The sequence below is a fragment of the Rhodopila globiformis genome, assembly GCF_002937115.1.
Taxonomy (GTDB): domain Bacteria; phylum Pseudomonadota; class Alphaproteobacteria; order Acetobacterales; family Acetobacteraceae; genus Rhodopila; species Rhodopila globiformis.
Map to the genome: position 1 here is coordinate 43,976 of NZ_NHRY01000241.1, position 19,993 is coordinate 63,968.

The following is a 19,993-nucleotide window of genomic DNA, read 5'->3' on the forward strand; positions in this document are numbered from 1 at the left end:
GGGTTAACGGGGCCGTGGAAAGGGCAGGCGTGGTGGATGGAAATCAAGCGAACACGGAGTTACACGGTGTTTGCACGGAGTTTCGCAGAGTCTTCTGGGGGATAGCGGCCTGATCGGCTCATTGCCGAGGTCCGGTCATTCAGGCGCTTCGCGCGAAGCGTGCTGTTTCTTGCCTGCCATGAAAATGACAGGTGACGCATGGGCCGCCAAGCGCCAGAGCGGAGGCGGCAGACCAAGCGGAAATCGCAAGCAGTCACGGCAACAAGCTATGCCGCAATCGGCTGCGCCGGGCTTCGGCAAGCATGGTACGGCATTCGATTCGCCGGGGCAAAATCACGTGCAGCTGCCTGAAAACATGCTTCATCATGCCCAGTCGCCCGAAAACCTGCTTTGCACAGCTTGGCAGGCCCGGCATGATGACGGTTCCGCTGGCATCCTCATTGCCAGTTGTCCCGAAGCCGGTGCAGCCAGCAGGTCGACTCTGCGGAACTCCGTGCGAACACCGTGAAACTCCGTGTCCGCTTGATTGCCGCCCCATCCACCACCCCGCCGCATCCCCATCACGCACAAATCAAGCCGCCACGCCCTCCACCGGCGCCAACGCCTCCCGCCCGCGGATCATGTCCGACGCCTTCTCGGCAATCATCATCGTCGAACTGTAGGTATTCGCCGACGGCATCGACGGCATCACCGACGCATCCACCACCCGCAGCCCCTGCAGCCCGTGCACTCGCAACTCATCATCCACCACCGCCGTTTTGTCCGTCACCGGACCCATCCGCGCGGTGCCGATCAAATGATACGCTGTAGAACCGTATTGCCGTGCGTAGTCCAGCCACTCCTCATCCGTCCGCACCGCCGGCCCCGGCAGCACGTCCGCCGCGAAATACGGTTCCAGCGCCTTGGTGTGCAGCAGCCGGCGCGCCCAGTGCATGCCCTTCACCAGCACCCTCTGGTCCATCGGGTCGGTCAGGTAGTTCGGCTGGATCACCGGATCCTCGAACGGGTTGACCGAGCGGGCACGGACATGGCCGACGCTCTCCGGCCGGTGCTGCCACACGCCGCAGGTCATCCCGGGATAGTCGTCCAGCAGCCCGACGAAGCCCGCCTTGTAGCTCGCGGGGCTGAACACGCCCTGCAGATCCGGCTGCCGCATCGTGTCCTCGGTCTTCCAGAACCAGTGCACGATCGACGGCGCCACCGCCAGGATGCTCGGCCGACCCAGCATCCAGCGCGCCACCTGCGCCGCCAGCCCCGGGCCGCGCGCCATCTCGTTGATGGTGCGCGCGTTCTTCACTCGTGCGACAATGCGCGTCGAGTAGTGGTCGCGGAAATTCTCCCCCACCGGCAGATCCGCCACGACCGGCACGCCAAGCTGTTGCAACAGCCAGGCCGGCCCGACGCCGGAGATCTGCAGCAGCTTCGCGGTATTCACAGTACCCGATGAAACTATCACTTCTTTGCGAGCAAACACCTCCCGCCGCACCGACGGGTCGCGGTCGTGCACATAGCCCACCCCGGTCGCCTTGGTGCCCTCGAACAAAATCCCGCAGGCGCGGGCCTCGGTCCGCACCGCCAGCCGCCCGGTTTCGCGTGCCGGGTACAGGAACATCCGCGCCGCCGAGCGCCGGTAGCCGCCCTGGATCGCCCGCTGGAAATAGCCGACGCCCATCTGCTCGTCGCCGCTGTTGTAATCCTGGCAGCGCGGGATCCCCAGTTCCTGAGCGCCGGTCATGAACGCCTCCATCACCGGGTGGATCCAGTCGTTGTCGGTGATCGGCAGCACGCCGTCGCGGCCGTGGACGCGGTCGTCGCCGCTGCCGATGCGCTTCTGGCTGCGCTGGAAGTAGGGCAGCACGTCGACATAGCCCCAGCCGCGGTTGCCGCGCTGCGCCCAACTGTCGAAATCCGCCCGCTGGCCGCGATTGTAGACCATGCCGTTGATCGAACTCGACCCGCCCAGGACGCGGCCCTGCGTGGTGGGGATGCGGCGGCCCTTGATGCCCTCGCCGGGTTCCGTCTGGAACTGAAACGTATAACCGGGATTGAACAACATCTTAATGAAACCAGCCGGAATGTGAATGTAAGGATGCCGATCGGCCGGGCCGCATTCCAGGACGCAGACAGTCACGCCGGGGTCCTCGGTCAGGCGGCGGCACAGCACCGAACCGGCGGCGCCGCTGCCGATGATGACATAATCGAACATATCCGCCATGACTTTCCCCCTGGCTCCCGTTGGACGCCGGTTGTTTGCTCCGCGGCGTGTTCCATCCTAAGCTGGGGGCTCAGACCAATCCAAGCAGAGCGAGGTTCGCGCATGGAGTATGTCTGCGACGCACCGCACAAACGGACCTGGTTCCGCCTCATGACCGAGGGTGAAGCGGTGGCGGAGTCGCTGGAAATGCGGCACGCAGTGGAGAAACACTACCGGCGGGAGAGGGAACGCGCCATCGAGGCTTTCCAGCCCAGGACGTCGGTGTTCATCGAGCAGGACATCGGCAAGGAGGACCATATCCGCCGATCCATGCCGCTGTTCCTGACGTTGCGTGACGAGGAGGGGAAAGCGCTGGTCACGGCCATGCTGCCGCCGAAGGGCAAGGGCAGCGGCGGCTGCATCATCGTCGGCCCCGGCAACACCGACCCCTACCCCGAGCACGCCGACGCCATCAAGGCGCTGGCGGACCATTACCGCATCACCCTGGACCGGGTGAGTTGCTACCCCTATCGTCGCTGAAAACCAGAACGGGAGGACGGGTCATGGCCATCACGCTGGAGCAATTCGCCGCCGATTGTCGCGCCGCGCTGACGCAGGCGCCGGGCACGCCGGGGCGGGAGAAGGTGCGTGAGCTGGTGGCGCGGGCGCTGGCGGATGCGGATTTCGTCGCGACCTATATTCCGCCCGGCACGCCGGAGCGGCACCTGCTGTACGAAGACCCCGAACTCGGCTTCGCCATCCTGGCGCACGGCTATGTCGGGGCGAAAGGCAGCGCGCCGCATGACCATGGCCCCTCCTGGGCAATCTACGGCCAGGCCGCGGGCGAGACGATCATGACCGACTGGGAATGCCTGGCGCGGCCGACCGACAGCGTGCCGGGGAAGGCGGCGTTCGTGCGGGACTATGTGATGAAGCCGGGGGATGCGTATCTGTATGACGTCGGCGTGCTGCACTCGCCGGAGCGCAAGGGCGACACGCGGCTGCTGCGGATTGAGGGCCTGAACATGGCGAAGGTCAGGCGGTTCCCGTACCAGGCGGTGGCGGAGAAGGCGGCGGTGGCGTAGCGGGGCCTGGCGATACCCGTTGCCACTCCGTCGTCGTTCCATCATTTGTTTTTAGGAATGATCTCCCGCTCCTCGATCACATAGGTCTTGATCCGGCCAATGAACAGTGCGCCGTCATCAGTCAGCGTCTTCATCTCCGGCGTGGCGGCGGCGTGCCGGAAGCTGTCCAGGTCATCGTACCAGAGTTCCGCGATGCCATCGACCGCCATGTCGGTTTCCGGAATGTCGGGGCGGGTCAGGCTATCGAGAATATGCGACTGCACGTAGCGGCGGATGCCGGGAACGGCGAGCGCCAGCGGCGCATGGATCTCGTACAAGCGGCGCACGAACGCCTCATGGCTGATGCCGTCCTTGCGCGTCAGCAGGCTGAGCACTTTGATCATGACGTTTCTCCCGATGTCGTCCGCCCGTCAGTTCAGACCGGATGATCGGCCTCTGCAAGCGGCCGGGCCCGTCGTCGCAGGGACACTGCCCGCGCCCTGTCCCTGGGTCACTGCGTCGGCGGCAGGCGGCCTGCCGATTCGTCGGACCGCGCCTCCACCCGCGTCTCGAAATGACCCTGCCGACCGGTCGTACCGTCCCGCCACCGGCGGATGCCCCCGCACCGCCGCGCAGCATGCCGCCATCGCTCACCGGCGTCCCGTTGCATCCGTTGAGCAGCCTCCGGTCATGGGCGACGCCGATGCTCTCGACCACGCCGTCCGCGCCCATGCGGCAGACGACCAAGACGCCCGGGACGGCCGGCGGTGCCCCGGGTCACCCAGCCGGCGGCACAGGCGAAGCGGGCAAACCCGGACACCGGGGCCCGTGAAACGTCTCGTGACCCGGGAAGCAGGGGAGAAGCCGCCACAACGGAGGATGCCACCCGCATCAACGATCACAACGGCAAGCTGCTTCGAGGCCCCAGTCACGCGCGCTGTGGGGCAGGATGCGGTCGATATCGTCCTCGGCTCCGCCCACCAGCCGATAATTCAATGCTCGGCAGCCAACCGTGCTCGCAAGCGCGTCATCGCGGCCTGATGCAGAGCTTCGCTGTCTTCAGGAGTTGCCACTGTCACATAGCGTCCCGCTGCTATATCGGCATCGGCCCGTTCGGCCATCCCGGCGATCTCATCCTCGGCGTCCAGGTGATCGGCATACAGGCGTAGGGCTTCTACGATATAGTCCGCCTTGGACGCGGCTCGCCCTTCGGCAATTTGCCGATCGATGGCGGACTGGACGTGGTCCGGTAGATGAACCTGCACGATCACCATGGTTGCCTCCGGTTGCGGTGGGATAGTCGGCAGCCTCGTTGGCTGGACCGCGTAAGACGATTTACCGGATTTTGCAGCCGAAGTCCCACTATGGACTACTGATTGCCGGCGTTCGAGCATGATCATGCCATCCAAGGGCATCGTTCGGCAGGGCCGTCGATCAGGTCCCTCAGTTCCTGGTTCTGCCGCGGCTTGCCGGCCGAGGCACTGGCGACGTTCAGGATTTTCCCCCGCAGCGGCAGCACCGCCTGGGTCTCGCGGTTGGGCGCCTGCTTGGCCAGGCCGTCATGCGTGACGGCAGCCACGGGATTGTAAAGTGTCAATCGGCATTCAAACGGGACTCCGGATCGACGTTCAACTGGGACCCCTTTCGTTGCTATGTTGATGGGACCATGACAGCAGTCACGCGCCGGGTGGGCATTGCCATGACACTGAGGCGTCGACAGACATCGGACGCATTCAAGGCGGATTGGCATCACGCCGTTACGCCGTACAGAACGGGCCAGCGCTACGCCGGTGATCGCCTCAGGCAGGAATTCTCATTTGCCTGGCTCCTGCGCGGCGTCGCGTCATTGCAGGATCGCCGCCACCACCGGCTCGAAAGCCGCCTGGCCACATTCCGTGCGGATGCGTTGTGCCGCACCGGCACGAAGCTGGTTCCACAAGGTCTCGGACTGATAGAGCGTGACCACCAGATCCGCGAAGGTTCCAGGGTCCGTCTGGTCGACCGCAAGCATATCCTGCCAGTTCTCCCATCCAAGCTGTTGCCGCAGCAGTTCCGTGGCGACGATGGGTATCCCCTGGGATGCCGCCTCGTGCAGCTTGTACGGTATCCCGGCGGCAAAGCGTGTCGGGGCGACGAAAACGCGATGCGCGTCATACAGCGGCGTCATGTCGGCGACCTCGCCGCGCAGCGTGACGCGGGGATGATCCTGAAACCGGCCGAGATTGACATCAGGCGCCACGAAGCCGGCGATCGTCAGGCGTGTCTCATAGCCGAGTTGCTGTTCAACCCGCGGCAGCACCTCGTCGACGAACCAGCACAGCGAATCGAAGTTTGGCGAGTCCATCGTATGCAGTGCACCGACGAACAGCAGGCCGGCACGACCGCGCCAGTTGCGGGGAGTCAGCGCCAGGCGCCTGACATGACCAAGCACACTGACATCGGACAGGCCGAGCGTCCGGATCCGGGCAGCCTCTTGCCGGTTCACCGAGACGATGTGCCGGCAAAACGCCGCGTTGCGCAGTTCATCGCGCAGCGACTGGTCCGCGTCGAACCGCTCGGCCGTCCTGAGCACGTCGCGCTTCTGCGCCTCACGCGTCGCACCCAGCGCTTCCGTGTCCAGCACGATGCGCGGCTGACCCATTGCCTCCATGCCGATCGCCTCCAGCATCGGCCGGACCAGGTCCAGGTTGTGCGTCCGCGCGATCCAGATGGTGGTGTAGTAGCCGCGCCGATCCCGCAGGAACGAGTCGAGGTCGGTCAGGCTGCGGTCGTGCATCACCTCGACGGTGTCGGGAAAATCCCCATAAACCGCGGCCAGGCTGTAGCGGTTGGGATGGATCGGATACACCGTGACATGGTAGCCGAGCCGCGCCATGGCCCGGACCACGTCGTTCGACCGAACGAAGCCGGAGCCCAGGCGGCGCAGCGGCACCTGGTCCTCGATCAGCAGCACCCGGCCGCGCGTCTGGCTGGCCGATCGGGCAAACAGCAGAGTGTGACTGTCCGCCGCGTGCCCCGACCGCAGCCAATCGGCGTGCTTGCGGACGAAGGTCTCGTGCGCGGCGTGGATCCGCTCGTGCGCGGTGCCCTGCGACGTGCCGTATTCCAGGTGGTGCACCACCACCGCCGGGTCATACACGATCCGATGGCCGGCGGCACGGATGCGCAGGCAGAGGTCGATGTCCTCGTAATAGGCCGGGGCAAAGGCGTCGTCGAACCCCTCCAGCGCGTGCAGCACGGCGGCGCGGACCAGCAGGAACACCGCCGAGCAGAAATCGACGTCGCGGACGAAGTTGGCCTCGGGCACCTGCGGCGGTTGATCGCGCTGGTAGCCGATGGTCCAGCCGTCGCGCCAGACGATGCCGCCGGCTTCCTGCAGCAGGCCGTGCGCGCGGATCACCTTCGCCCCCACCGCGCCGATGCCCTCATCCGACCGCAACCGCCGCAGCGCCGCCGCGATAGCGCCGTCCGCCAGCGCGACGTCGTTGTTGAGGTAGAGCACCGCATCCGCCGTGGCGGCGGCCAGGCCGGCGTTGCACCCGCGGACGAAGCTGACGTTGTCCTGGAACCGCAGCACCTGCGCGCCATGCACATAGCGCTGGATGTGCCGGGTCTCGTCGCTGGACCCCGAATCGACCAGGATCAGCTCGATCGGCCCCGGCCAGGCCGCGCGCAGCGAGGCAAGCGCGTGCAGCGTCAGGGCGACATTGTCGTGCACGACCATGATCACGCTGACGTCGGGCTGGGCGGCGACGGTGAAATCCAGCGGCGCGCGGGCGAGCGCCAGCAGCGCCGCCTGGGCCTTCGCCCGGAACAGCGCCTTGCCCTGCCCTTCCGAGGGGGGATCGTCGATCGCCTCGGGCTGCGCCGCGGTGCCGCCGAGGGCGTGAAAGCGCAGGCCGGAGCGGATATCGGCCGTCTTCACCCGGGCGCGGCGGTAGCAGGCGACGGGATCGAGCGACGGAATGGGCCGCAGGCCGCGCAGGATGCCGTGCTCCAGGAAATGGCGCAGCAGGCCGCCCTCCGGCGCCGGGTCGTCCAGCTGCGTGCGGTAGAAGTCCCGCGAGAACAGCCGCCCGGGATCGGCCAGGTCGCGGGAGAGGACATCATGCAGCGCCGCGGCGGTGGGCGGGTCCGGCAACAGGCCGGGATGGTCCCGCTGGATCTGGCGGATGTCGATCAGCGGATGCGGCGAGCGGGCTTCCGCGGCGCCCCAGCCGATGAAATGCACCAGCGGATCGAACGCGACGGCGGCGATGTCCGGATAGCGCTGCCAGTAGTACTCGCGGTCGAAATAGAACGAGACCGCCGGGCGGGCGGGAATCGGCAGGCGCATGTAACGGCCGATCGTGTCGGGGTCGGACTTGCTGCCGCCCAGGCGGCCGAGGCAGAGGGAGTCCTCGACGAAGGGGGAGGCGAACAGGTCGAGGACTTTGGAGGCGGGGAGTTCGGTCATGGTGCGGGGTGCCTGCCCTGGCGGCGGCTGACAAGGGATAGCGGATGGGCGGCCGGATCCGGATGCCAACAGCGAAGTCGATACGTACGTTGATGCGATGGGAAGGAGATTGACGGCTCCAATGGGATCAAGACCGGCCTTCGGCTAGCGCTGACCGCAATAATATCCTCGTCATAAGCAAGTCAATGCGGTACATGGCCCTGGCTTGGATTGACCCAGGCGCTGACCAGAGCAAGCACCTCTGGCTGACCATTCGTGCCAGGAGGAATGCATGCTTCCTTTGATCTCCCGGCGGCGCGCCCTTCTGGGCATGGCGAGCCTCGGCCTGACTGCGGCTGCATCACCCGACGACTTGGGCTTCGTATCGGTCGCGGATTTCGGCGTGCGGCCTGGCATGGACGACGCGGGTCCTGGCGTGCGTGCAGCCATCGCAAGGCTGGGAAAGCGCCCTGGCGCCGTTCTTCACTTTCCGCCTGGAATGTATCGCTTCGCCGCCCGGGAGGGCGTCGCGATGCTGTTCGATGACATGGATCATCTGACGGTGGAAGGCGAGGGTGCGACTTTGCTTTTCAACGGCACGGTTGCACCTGTGCTGATGCGCGGATGCCGGGCGCCGGTGCTGCATGGCCTAACATTCGACTGGGAAAGGCCCCCGTTCTCGCAGGGGGAGGTAATTGCTGTCGGCCTCGACGGGAGGTCGGTTACGATTCGCATCGATCCAGAGTTTCCGGTGGACGGAGGTGAGACGATCCGGGAGCTTGGCACCTATGATCGGCGCACGCGTGCCATGGCCAAACATGGCATTGACGTCGGAAACGTCGTTGCCGGCGCTATACTTGTCGCCCCTCAGACGCTGCTATTGACGCTCAAATGGCGCGTGCCCTTTACGATCGGCGATACCGTGGTCGCTCGACATCAAGGGGGGCCATCGGTGATCCATTTGGAACGCTGCCGGGATTTCGTCCTCAGCAACCTAGCAATCCACGCGGCGCCAGCAATCGCAATTGGCATCGGTGGATGTGATGGCGGCACTGTCAGTGGTGTTCGGGTCGAGCAACAGCCGGGTTCTGCGCGACTTATGTCGAGCAATGCGGATGGCCTTCACTGCGCATCGTGCTCGGGCGATTTGACAATCACTGACTGCACATTCAGTGGCATGGGCGATGACGGAATCAATGTCACTGGTCTGTATCTTGCTGTCGAGCCCGACAAGGCGCAGCAAAGGTTGATCCTGACCGGCGGCCAGTACGCACCCGCCCCACCTTGGGCTGCGCCCCGCATCGGCGATCGTTTGCGGTTGGTCAGCGGATCGACGTTGAAGCCCATCGACGAAGTTCAGGCGCAATCGGTCGAGCCTCTGGATGGCGGAAGATGGGCGGTTCAAGTTCCGGCCGATCACATCGGACTAAGCAGCGAACCAATGTTTGCGATCGACCTTCGGGCACGGACGCGCCTGCTTGTGTCACGGTGTGCCTTTCCAGGGAACCGGGCGCGCGGGGTGCTTGCCCATAGTGACGCGATCGTCGAACGCAGCAGCTTTGAGCATCAGTCGGACTCGGCGATTCTTCTTGCTCCTGACCTGTATTGGCAGGAAGGGCCGGCAATCGAACAGACTGTCGTCCGCGGCAACCTTATCCAGGCCGCCAACCTGTTGGCGCGGACTCCAGCCGCAATCTTGGTTGGTGCGTTTGTGGCACCCGCCGGCCGTCCTGGGGTTCCCACATCGACGATCATCAACCGGAATGTTGCTATCGAGGGCAACCACTTCTTGCAGCCCAATGGGGCGGCGATCTCTGCCGCGGCCACGAGAGACCTACGCATCGAAGAGAACCGCATCGAGCAAGCCTCGTCCATAGCATTTAGCCTGCACCACGTACGTGCTGCGCGACTCAGCGGCAATCGTTGCGATCCGCGGGCGGTTGTTCAAGTGGATGCCAAGTCACGTGGGGAGCTGATTATGGACGGGAATGCTGGACTGGGCCTTGAGATCGACCGACGGGACGACTGAACGCAGGCAATTTCAAAGTGTCACTTCAGCCAACAACTTTTTGATAGTTGGGAAAGCGGTCGTGCACCAGCGCCCATCGCTCCTGTGCCGCAATTTTGTCACCGCTGCGCTCAGCACTACGGACGTACTCAAGATGCACATCCAGGTTCGACTCAAGTCGTTTAACCGCGTCGGCGAGAATGTTCTCCGCGTCCCAATCGCGGCCCGCCCGGCGCGCGGCGTTCGCGCCCTCCAGATACCCTAAAGGGTGCAACGGAGCCCTTTTACGCACGCACGCCCAGGAGCGTGATTCCTCATTATGATCCCCTTTTGCAGCAGCGATACGAGCCATCTCCACATGCGCCCAATGATTACCGGGCGCTCGCAGAAGGATATCTGTGACAATCTCCTGTGCATCAGCAAAACGACCGGCCAACCGAAGCGATCCCGCCAAACCCAATGCCGTAGAAGGATTGTCGAAACGGCCTCGTACAACTTGCCATCGCTGTACCGCTTCGTCCCAATCTTGTCGATGCTCAGCCGACCCAGCGTACCGAATTAAAACTTCAGAGTCATATGGGAATCGACCCGCCGCCTGCTTCAACATAGCATCGGCTTCTGGCAGCCGCCCGAGACTCTTCAGACACTGTGCAGCAGTTATATATCCGTCGGCGTTGTTAGGAAATTTTCTCCGCAAGTCCCTGCAACGCCTCAGCGCATCCTCAAATTTTCCGCGGCGCTGATCAAGCTCCGCTAAACCTAGCGTAAACTGCGGATTGCCTGGATAACGCCTTCCCCCTGCCCGCAGAATGGCTTCAGCGTCGTCGAAAAGGGCAAGGTCGAGCAGAAGCTTGACGGTCGCCTTCGACTGAACGCACAGCCGAGGAAAGCGCGAATGCATCTCAGCCCAAACGGCAAGCGCTCGTTTCCGGTCGCCAACCCCAAGCGCTTCCTGCGCAGAAGAAATCTGTTCGCTGAAGTAAGCCTCGTAACCTTCCTCTGCCACGTGGTCACGCGCCCTAACCTCACGCAGTGCCCGCCATCGGCCAACCGTATCCCAAAAAGTTTCAAGCAATACGCCCACTGCAAGCCACCGCCCTAGCAGGGAGCCAAGGCCCGTTGGATTTGGCTCGCCGCGAAACAAATTTTTAGCCAGTTATCGAACATAACACTCCATGTACCATCTGGTCGCAGGCCTGGCCGCTCCAGAAAGCCCAATAGTAGCCGATCTTCTGCTAATTCAACAGAACCGACTTGGCCAGGTAGCTCAGCAGTCTGGACATAAAGTAAGGTTCCTCGACTCGAGTTTTTGAATGCATTATATAATTGATGGACATCATCTTTCGAACGTCGCTCGTGGTCTAGGTATACAAATATCTTGTCACCAGCTTCGAGATCTGATATTATTTTCCTTTTCAGGAATGACATACGCTTTATTTGTTGTTGCCGAAACCTTTCTACCTCCACCTCCCCCACCCGCGTGAACGTATGCATAGAGGTAAGGAATTTTTTATCTTGGACAAAATATTCGTGTCCACCTCTGAGCTCTAGCACTAAATTATCAGGATCATCAATGCCCGCGAAATTTACAAGCAATGCTTTTTTCAAACCAGCAAAAAATATCGCATTCCATCGCAGAAGCCCAATAGGTTCGGCACCAAACTTGCGTTGGACCAATCCAAACTCGCAATTACACCCTAGACTCTCGAACCCCATAAAGAATTCGCGCATCTCTGCGGTTGTACTTAGTCCTAAAAATTCAAGCGCTTCCTGCGCTTCTCGTGGGCGCAAGTCGACCTGCACTGGACCATTCAAAGCGCTACGCTTCTGGTCCGACGCGCCTTCGGCGACATTCAGGCGAAATTGGTAGGAAGCAGATGCGGCGCGTTTTCTCACGTCAGGATTATCTGGGTGCTCTTCCAGTAGTCGCCGCCACATGCTGGCCGCATGCTCCCAGTCATCCTGTAAAGCCGCAATCTCCGCAACTTCCATTCCGATTCCTATGTGTCTCGGAAATCGAGATTGACCTTCGGCGAGGATGCGTTTCGCTTCAACTATCTCGCCGATTCGCCGACAGGACAGGGCACCGTAGTAGTACCCGTCGGGATCATCCGGAAATAAGCGGCGAAATTCCCCCCAGCGTTGCGCGGCATCGCTCTCACGCCCTGCGTACATCGCGCAGAGTGCATATTCTCTAAGTAGTACTAAAGTTCGCCCGAATTTCTTAGTTGCGTCGCGCAGTAGGTCTTCTGCTTCTTGATGTCGTCCCACCCTACTTAGCCCAAGCGAACATCCCGCGTAGCCAGCCACCCCGTCGCGCTTCTTCGCCCGTATGGCGGCCATTCGCTCGACGACCTCGTCTAACGCCTCCTTTGACACCTCAAGCCGACGTCCCTCTTGAAATCCCGCGCGTAGGAAATGGTCGAAGAGATCCCCACCTAGTTCGGGATTAGCCTTAAGATAACCGGCGGGCCTGAAGGGGGTTTGATCGAGATCAATCTCGAGTTGATCATCCGGCAAGTGGCCTGGGCGCCCAGATTCCCATATATCCCGGGTCGCATCGAAATCCATAAGCACGCTGATTAATCTGCAGAACCCACCAAAGCGCACCAGTGGGCGCCGATAGCCGTGCAACTCATTGTAATAGGAGACGGCGTCCATGAAAAAATACTTCGTCAAGTGATTGCCGACACCGCCGAATGCTTTCAAAGCCTCCTTATCCGTCACATCAACGTACGGCGCCAGCTTTTCGGTGGCGCTCCGAAGCAACTGATCGAACGGCTTGAAGTGCATGTGTATATGAATGAGGCTTGTTGTCCCGTACGCCTTTCCCGGTGGCAGGCCAGCTTGGTGAAAGCCGTGGTCGATACCGAGAAAGCTATGCACGAGCACGATACTCTTTATGTGCCCAATGTATCGGAACAAGTCAACGTATCCGGGACGATTGTCAAGGCAGTGCGCGGTTCGGCAGACTACCCCGCCACGAAAGATGTTGGTGAGTTCTTCGTGTATTTGTGTGCGGCTGCAGCTGATCCCATCAGCGCCGTTGATCGCCAGGAACTCGTCGCAATCAAGCGGCAGAGCAATATCATAGCGGTCTCCCTGGCGAAATTCTTCTATCCGCTCGCCAATTATCCTGCCTTTATTTTGAAAATCAACAGGCTGATTCCACGTAGTGTTGACGTTCACGCCCAGAAGCGCAAACTCCTTCAGCAGAGCCGCTATGGTGTCGTCTGAAGAGCCATTGTCATAAACGTAGAGATTCTCGAAGCCAAACAGATAACCATGGTAGAGGAGCCATGGACGCAGCAGGATATTTTCGTCCTTTTGCATCATCAGGCATGCTACACGGGTCATGTTATAGCTTCTCCAGATCTCGTAGGTCGAAACCGGCAAAAATGGCTTTTGCTCGCACGCTTTCGACCAAGAAATTATACCTCGTCTGGCATTTCGGCGCAACGCGTAGAGGTTTGAATAGGGACTTTTGTCAGATGAAGCGTGCCAGACCTCGCCAGATGACACTACTCCTCATATGGCAACAGGCCCGACGACATCCGGCGCAAAGCGTGTGGCGTCAGGCTGAAGCATAACTGCTGGTCCATAAGCAGGACCTGCTGAAACATATCAATCACCTCGTCAACGCCAAAACTCGCAGCCGCCTCGACCTCGGGAAACTGCGCTAGGTTGACATTGAACAGCCGTTCCCGTTGCGGAAACCAACGGGCACGCACAAGTTCGTTGTCGCTTTCGAAATTCGCCAGGAACGCGGCGACCGCGGCGCGGGTCGGGGCAGGTCCATGGCCAGGGAAACAGGCCTGTACCGCGTTTCGAATCCGCTCCCGCAGCAGTTCCGTGCCGGGCTGGCGCTTGTCATCCAGATGGCGGAAGAACCGTGTCAGGAAGGTCTGGCCGCGCGCATCGACGCTCCCGTTGAGCCGCGGGGGCGGTTCCAGGTGTCCGTGCAAACTCAGGTCGGCCAGGAAGTCGCGCGCGACGTCGCCCCCGCGCAGCGTGTCATTGGCATAGATACGCGGCTGCACGGCCTCGGCGCCAAATACATCAGCCCACCGCTCCAGCAGGCCGCGATAGTCGAAATAGGAGCGGCTGGTATAGACGTCCTTGTCGTAGCCGGGCGGCGGCGGCAACGGTGGGAACATGTCGATATTATTGACGCCATTGGCAATGAACATGCCATACTGGCTGATCGCCAGTTCATGCTGCGGCCGCAGGTACACCACGATCCTGTAGGCATCACAGAAGTGATCCAGGAAGTCCTTCAGGTTCCGCACTTCTTCCAAGGTCGCAAGGCGGCTGTGGCAATGCTCGCTCGACAAGACAAGCGTATGGCACGCCTCAGGGGCTTCGGCGACCTCCTGGCTGAAGCGAACGAAAAGGTCCTCCCTGGCCTTGTCCAGGCTCTGCTTGTTCAGGATGCCGTACTGCCGGCGAAGATCGTCGTCGAACTTTTCGTCGTACATCGACACCATGGCCAGCTGGACGTGGTTCATGGTGGTGCCGTCCGACAGGCCGACCGGACTTCGCGGAATGAAGTAGCCGTTGTCCGCCATCAGCTTGCGGTTCAGCCCGAGGCAGTTCTGCAAAGAGGTCGTGCCGGTCTTTTCGGTGCCAATATGCAGAATGCACGTCCTGAATCGCCGCCAGCTTTGTCCCCGCTCGCGCAGATCCTTTGCAACCCGCTGGTAGAGCTGCCCGGGGGTCGTTCCCGCAACCAGCCTGCCTACACGGAATGGAAAGAAATGGTCGGTTCCGACAATACCGATGCTTAACGTCTGCAAGTCAGCCGGAGACAGGTTCGGCGGCAGGTCATACCGGAACGCACACCGGCCATCGGCGTGGCCGCCGTCAAGCAGGTCCTGCCGGAACCGGTCGGCCACGCAACCGCCCAGGACGACGTCGCCGCTGCGAACGACGAGGTGGAGTCTCCTGTTCGGCGCGTCATGGTCGAGTGTCCACCCTTCGAACCCGGTGTGATCGCATCGGTCGAGATGCCCTTTGAGCCTCAAATTCCAACCCTCCGCTGTATCCGAAGCGGCGGGTTCCCGCCAAGCGTCACCAAGCACCGGCATTGCTGGCAAACAGGCTCGTGCATGACTTCAGTTTTCAACCATTGGAATTAAGTCGATCCATCGGGCCGGCATCCCCACACCTACGCGGCGCGGCTCCGGCGGGCGCTTCCCCGGCCAAGCGCGGTTTCATTGTCATCCGCCGCATCCGACAGCCCCGCCGGCGTCGTGACAACCGTAAACTGATCGGTCAGCAGATACACCGGCGAATCCACGAACCGCAACCGCGTCTCCGCGAACGGCAGATCCTTGTACTCCTCCGGCACCGTGAAGCTGAACCCGCAATGGCCGCTGCCATACCCCGCCTCCTGCAAGTCCTTGCGGAAGCGGTCGGTGAGGCATTCGCCGATCAAGGTATCGCCGACATAGACCTGAAGCCGGATCGTGTCGTCCGGCGCGGCGCTGTCGAACAGCCATCCCTCGATCAACGGATAGCCACACAGATCCAGGTGCCCGAGTATCTTCATGGCGCTGCAACCATCCCTGTTTAAGAACTGACAGAACCACTACCACGCATCGCGTTTGTTGCGCAATCGTCAATCGAAATATTTCAGCCAATCGTCACACGCCCCACCTGCGCGTACAACGCCAGATGCTGCGCCACCACATCCTCGGCCTTCGGCGGCGGCCGCAGCGTCCGGCGCAGGGTCCCCAGGATCGAGCGGTCGTCATGCAGCCGCAACAGCAGGTTGCTCAGCTCCAGTTCGCTGCCGACGGAAAAATGCAGGCCGTCCACGCCGTCGCGCACCTTCTCGGCCATGCCGCCGATATCGGAACAGATCACCGGCCGCTGGTTGCGGAACGCCTCCTGGATCACCACCGGCGAGTTCTCCCACCAGATCGAGGGCACCAGAACCGCGTCCACCCCGCGCATCAGCCGATCCACCTGGTCCTGGCGATAGGCGCCGTGATAGGCGACGTTGGCGCCGTGATAGGCGACGTTGGCGCCGGCCTCGGCCAGTTGCTTCAGGAACGCCTCGGTGAAGGCCGCCGGCTGGTTCCTGTAGTCACCGTAGATCTCGAACTTGATCCGCGCCTTGGGCTTCCTGGCCAGGATGGCGGCGCAGCCCAGCAGCACGCCGATTCCTTTCAGCTTGGAGATCTGGCCGAAGAAGCCAAGCCGCAGCGGCCCCGACTCGCCGGCGGGCTCGGCCGGCCGATCGGGAAAGGGCGCCGCGGGGGCGATGATGTTCTCGATGACCGAGATACGCTCCCCCGGCAGCCCCCAGGCGGCATAGCGATCGGCCAGGAACCGGCTGGGCGCGACGAAATGATCGACATACCGGAAGAACGTCCGCAGGTAGCGCTCCCGGATGAAGAAGTCCGAGACGTCGATGTCGGGAAAGCACTTGTGGCAGTTGTCCAGGCTGGCCGAGTCGCACAGGCTGAAGTGCTCGGCCTTCACCATCTGGCCGAAGTGGTGGCAGATCGCCAGGTACTCATGCAGCGTGACGACGATGCGGGCCTGCGGCAGCACGCGCTTGATGAGCCACAGCATTTCCATGCCGAACACCACGTAGTGGTGCAGGTGCACGATGTCCGGCCGCAATTCCAGCAGCAGCGCCTCGATTTCCCCGGGCAGGCGCGGATCGGCGTTGGCCATGCGGAACCAGTTGAAGTGGCCCAGCGTGCTGTAGACGTATTCCCGGTCGGTATAGGGCTGGGTCAGCGCCACGCCGTCGCGGCCGGCGCCCGCCTTGGTGTTGCAGCCCAGGAACCAGGCCTCGGTGTCGTCGCGGGCATTCAGCTCGCTGAACAGGCGGAACGCGGCGATCTCGGCGCCGCCGCTGGTCACCCTGGGATGGCTGTGCGAGGCCACCAGCACCCGCAGCCGGGGCCGAGACTCCTGCCGCCGGCGCCGGCGCGGCGGCTCCGCGTGCACCACGTTCATGGCCCTGTCTCCAGCTGGCGGATGGTCGCGGCCCAGCGGCGTTGATGCACCCAGGCGTTGTACAGCGTCAGGTTGCTGCGCCACAGAGAGGCCGAGCCGGCCTGCGACTTGCGCTCCAGGTGATGCATCGACACGTCCAGGTCCACCGCCGCGCCCAGTCCGTGCCGGCGCAGGCGGAAGCACAGGTCGGTGTCCTCGAAATCGCCGATGATGAAGGCTTCGTCGAAGCCGCCATAGGCCAGCACGTCGCGGCGGCGCATCATCATGCAGGCGCCGGTGATCGCGTCCTCCCGCATCAGTCCGCCCTCGGCCGGCGCCCGGAAGCCTTTGCGCTTGTGCAGGGGAAACGACCAGTTGCCGAACTGAGGCAGCCCTTTGAAGGCAATGCCCTGATGTTGGACCGAGCCGTCCTCGAACAGCAGCACCGGGCCCACCACGCCAAGCGACGGGTCCGCATCCAGATGCGCCGCCAGGCGGTCCAGCCAGTCGGGGGTGATCGGGAACACGTCCGAGTTCACGAAGCAGATCATGTCGCCGGCGGCGGCGCGCACCCCGGCATTGTTGGCTGGCGCGAACCCCAGGTTGCGCTCCAGGCAGAGCAGCCTGAACGGGACCCGGAAGCGCTCATACAGCGACGCGGCGAGACCCTGTGTCTCCCGCATCCGCGGCGGGTCGTCCAGCACATAGATGATCTCGACGTCATGGCCGATGCCCTGGGTGGCGAACAGCGCCAGCTGGACCTCCATGAAGTCGATCCGTCCATACAGCGGCACGATGACGGAATGCCGCGGCGCTGTCACCGGCGTTCCGAATTGCTGGGCCTGCACCCGCGCCGGCACCTGCAGGCGCTGGGCATTCAATGCCGCGATCGCCGGCCCCATGACATGATCGTAGATCGCGTCCACATCATTGTATTGCGCCTCAACCGAGGCCAGCAGCCGCTTGATGGCGGCGATACCGTTCAGCCGGGGCCGGGGCAGCGGCTTGAAACCGATATCCCCGGCCCGTGTTTCGATTTCCAGATACAAGCTGCCCGTGACCGCACGGGCGGTTGGCACCCGCATGACGAAGCCGCAATTGCGGTCGTCATAGCCGGCCTCCCGCCCCACCGTGTCCGCGACGTCGGGACGTTCCGTCCAAAGAACAGCAGTGCCGAGGTCGATGTCGAACATCCGGCTGCCCGATCGCAGCCTGATGGCCTCGACCGTGCCATGCTTCGCGAGCATCCAGCCGATGAGGACGACGCCGTCCGAGCCGCAATGGATCGCCTCGTCGATCTCCATCAGAACCTGGTCGGGCAGCCCGGCCAGCGTATCACGCCCGTCGAACATGGCGTGAGTGATCAGATGGTACAGTTTTTCCCGCGCCGGGCTTGGTTCAGAGCTGTTGATCAGGTTGACGAAGGCCCCACTCAACGCCTCGCTCGGTACGCGCAATACCGATCCGGCCAGGCGCAGGGAGACAGCGCTTGCGCCGCTCGCCAGCACAAGCTTCCGCAACTGGCCCGGCGTATCCTCCTGCGCGGAAAGGTGCAGCAGGATTCCCGCTCCCGTGCCGGCAAGGTCGGGACGGTGAAAGAAGTTGAGGACGACGGCACCGGTCCGGCGGCCATTGTCGAAATGGGCAACGGCCTCCACGGCGTCCTGGATAGCGGAAATCCAGTCGTTGGAAACCCAGCCGGTGACGAACCATCCGGCCGACGCAGGATGATAGCCATAGGCGTCGATGTAGCCCTCGCCCATGAAGTGGCGGGCCAGCAACGTGCCCATCCGCGCAAGGTCGGGGTGGGGCAGACAGGACGCAAGCAAGGCGCCGGCGTGAGCGAGCGCCGAGCGCTCCGACAGGTCATTGCTGTTTCCGGCTGCAGTCGGCGCCACGGTGATCTGATGCGGGCCGAACCGGAAGTCCAGCAGGTTGCCGAGACGGCCCTGGTGTGCCGGCACCACCGCAACGAAACCGACGCCCTGGGCGCCAAGGTCCGGGCGGTCGTGGAAGGCAACATACGCGCGAGCGGAGATAGTCCCGCGCTGAAAGTCCGCGGTCACCGTCAATTCGTCAGGCCATGTCGCCTGCCGCGAGACCCAGCCGTGCAAAACCAGGCATTCGGCGGCCTCCTGCCGCCCGTAGCCTTCGACCATGCCTTCGAAGACGACATCGGATGCCTGTTCTGTCATTTTGCTTGCCTGGAGGAGCGAAACAACTGCGCCTGCCTGAGGCAAACCATCGCGCGGCGTCGGCCCGTCAGCCCGCCCCTTCCGCTTTCTTGCCGGGCTTGCCACTTAGGCAGCACTTGCGGCAGGAAACAGATGTGGCGAGCATTGGCGACTACTGTTCTCAGGCATTCTGCCTTGTCCAATATCGTGTCCAGGAATCAGAAAGGTTGGGCCACCCGGCACGCCGTGCCAGGTTGTTCATTTGGATTGGAAAGCTTCCTAAGAACGATAGTCTCCAGCAGTTGCAGACAGAAATTGTACAGGACGCGATACCTTCGATCCGTCGGTAAGCGGATCACGCGCACTGGGCATTTTACAATAATTGGCAAAACCAACCCGTTTCGCTTCCTGTATCATCACGAAATTCTGCGGTCAAGCCCCCGGCACTGAAACTTCCGCGCCAGACCTTCTTGCATGAACGGAAAAAACCCCCGCGGCAATGTCGGCCGAACCGGTTCGGCGATCACTGGTTATTGCCTTCGCGCTACTGGAATTATACACGCCGGCGACCACCGGGACCCGGAACCGGCACGCCACAGCAAGTTGAACGATCAAAAAAGTCTTCTCTTCAAGGTTCTGTCGATCTACCAATCAACCGGAATCGCAGTGACCGATGAGCGGCAGATTCCCAACGTATTGCTGAACAGTCACCATCCAGGACACCGGTCGGCTGTGCCCGGACCGATGGCCGGTGATCCGAAAGCGGGCCTGTGATATAGCCGAAGCATGTCGTATTGCCGTCCGGGGAGAACCACGGATTGCCGTGCCATGACAACAGGACAACGGTCAGTCCCGAAGCCGCTTGGCATCACCTGTCCAGCAACCAGGAAACAATCCGCCCGGCCGCGGCCTCGGCGGTTTCCGCCATGCCGTCGATGCGGATCTCGCACTGCCCCGGTGCCTGGTACGGGCTGTGAATACCGGTGAAATTCGCCAGTTCCCCCGCCAGCGCCTTCCTGTACAACCCCTTCGGATCACGCCGGATGCATTCCTCGATCGGCACGTCGACGAACACCTCGACGAACGCCTCCGTCCCCACCATGTCGCGCACCAGCGCGCGCTCGGACTCGAACGGGGAAATAAAGCAGCAGATCACCACCAGCC

At 62.6% G+C, this 19,993-nt stretch carries 16 protein-coding genes; 4 read left to right on the plus strand and 12 right to left on the minus strand.

The genetic code is table 11. From position 1 onward, the window contains the following. Window positions 1-571: 571 nt before the first annotated feature. Window positions 572-2,215, minus strand: a complete 1,644-nt coding sequence (locus CCS01_RS24360; protein WP_104521363.1) for a GMC family oxidoreductase — start codon at window positions 2,213-2,215, stop codon at window positions 572-574. Between the two features lie 150 nt (window positions 2,216-2,365). On the opposite strand from CCS01_RS24360, the gene CCS01_RS24365 reads away from it, so the two are divergent. Both CCS01_RS24365 and CCS01_RS24370 read left to right on the plus strand, forming a co-directional pair. Beyond that, complete coding sequence (locus CCS01_RS24365) at window positions 2,366-2,734, plus strand: hypothetical protein (protein WP_204848421.1); 369 nt, start codon at window positions 2,366-2,368, stop codon at window positions 2,732-2,734. A 23-nt stretch (window positions 2,735-2,757) separates the two neighbouring features. Next, a complete protein-coding gene (locus CCS01_RS24370) occupies window positions 2,758-3,279 on the plus strand; it encodes a cupin domain-containing protein (RefSeq protein ID WP_104521365.1) in 522 nt (173 codons plus the stop codon). A gap of 41 nt (window positions 3,280-3,320) precedes the next feature. Here CCS01_RS24370 and CCS01_RS24375 read toward each other — a convergent pair whose 3' ends face one another. From CCS01_RS24375 to CCS01_RS24390, 4 genes are all read right to left on the minus strand, one after another. Further along, window positions 3,321-3,662 (minus strand): EthD domain-containing protein, encoded by a 342-nt coding sequence (locus CCS01_RS24375; protein ID WP_104521366.1) that lies wholly within the window; start codon window positions 3,660-3,662, stop codon window positions 3,321-3,323. A gap of 588 nt (window positions 3,663-4,250) precedes the next feature. Continuing rightward, a complete protein-coding gene (locus CCS01_RS24380; protein ID WP_104521367.1) occupies window positions 4,251-4,532 on the minus strand; it encodes a ribbon-helix-helix domain-containing protein in 282 nt (93 codons plus the stop codon). A 122-nt stretch (window positions 4,533-4,654) separates the two neighbouring features. Continuing rightward, window positions 4,655-4,855: a hypothetical protein gene (locus CCS01_RS24385; RefSeq protein WP_104521368.1), complete on the minus strand. Its 201-nt coding sequence runs from the start codon at window positions 4,853-4,855 to the stop codon at window positions 4,655-4,657. Window positions 4,856-5,101: 246 nt separating this feature from the next. Continuing rightward, window positions 5,102-7,714 carry a glycosyltransferase gene (locus CCS01_RS24390; RefSeq protein WP_104521369.1) on the minus strand — a complete coding sequence of 871 codons (2,613 nt, stop codon included), beginning with the start codon at window positions 7,712-7,714 and terminating at the stop codon, window positions 5,102-5,104. A gap of 271 nt (window positions 7,715-7,985) precedes the next feature. Between CCS01_RS24390 and CCS01_RS24395 the strand changes: the two genes are divergently transcribed. Then, complete coding sequence (locus CCS01_RS24395; RefSeq protein WP_104521370.1) at window positions 7,986-9,722, plus strand: glycosyl hydrolase family 28 protein; 1,737 nt, start codon at window positions 7,986-7,988, stop codon at window positions 9,720-9,722. 25 nt (window positions 9,723-9,747) lie between these two features. On the opposite strand, the gene CCS01_RS24400 is transcribed toward CCS01_RS24395, so the two are convergent. The 6 genes from CCS01_RS24400 to CCS01_RS24425 all read right to left on the minus strand — a co-directional run bounded on the left by CCS01_RS24400 (window position 9,748) and on the right by CCS01_RS24425 (window position 18,850). Continuing rightward, window positions 9,748-10,707, minus strand: a complete 960-nt coding sequence (locus CCS01_RS24400; protein WP_146101940.1) for a tetratricopeptide repeat protein — start codon at window positions 10,705-10,707, stop codon at window positions 9,748-9,750. A gap of 92 nt (window positions 10,708-10,799) precedes the next feature. Further along, window positions 10,800-13,058, minus strand: coding sequence for a glycosyltransferase family 2 protein (locus CCS01_RS24405; protein WP_104521372.1), 2,259 nt, complete (start codon window positions 13,056-13,058; stop codon window positions 10,800-10,802). 164 nt (window positions 13,059-13,222) lie between these two features. Beyond that, the gene (locus tag CCS01_RS24410) at window positions 13,223-14,788 is read right to left on the minus strand and encodes a hypothetical protein (protein WP_146101941.1); all 1,566 of its coding nucleotides are present in this window, start codon (window positions 14,786-14,788) and stop codon (window positions 13,223-13,225) included. 80 nt (window positions 14,789-14,868) lie between these two features. Then, window positions 14,869-15,252, minus strand: coding sequence for a hypothetical protein (locus CCS01_RS24415; RefSeq protein WP_104521374.1), 384 nt, complete (start codon window positions 15,250-15,252; stop codon window positions 14,869-14,871). A gap of 83 nt (window positions 15,253-15,335) precedes the next feature. Further along, entirely contained in the window at window positions 15,336-16,676 is a 1,341-nt protein-coding gene (locus CCS01_RS24420; protein WP_104521375.1) for a glycosyltransferase family 4 protein, read from the minus strand. Continuing rightward, on the minus strand, window positions 16,673-18,850 hold the full coding sequence (locus CCS01_RS24425) for a glycosyltransferase family 2 protein (protein ID WP_104521376.1): 2,178 nt from the start codon (window positions 18,848-18,850) through the stop codon (window positions 16,673-16,675). Before CCS01_RS24425 ends, CCS01_RS24420 begins: the two co-directional genes overlap by 4 nt. 453 nt (window positions 18,851-19,303) lie before the next feature. Here CCS01_RS24425 and CCS01_RS33160 point away from each other — a divergent pair, with 453 nt between their 5' ends. After that, entirely contained in the window at window positions 19,304-19,603 is a 300-nt protein-coding gene (locus CCS01_RS33160) for a hypothetical protein (RefSeq protein ID WP_146101942.1), read from the plus strand. Window positions 19,604-19,697: 94 nt separating this feature from the next. Here CCS01_RS33160 and CCS01_RS24430 read toward each other — a convergent pair. After that, the coding region (locus tag CCS01_RS24430; RefSeq protein WP_146101793.1) for an adenylyl-sulfate kinase at window positions 19,698-19,993 on the minus strand (296 nt) is incomplete at its 5' end.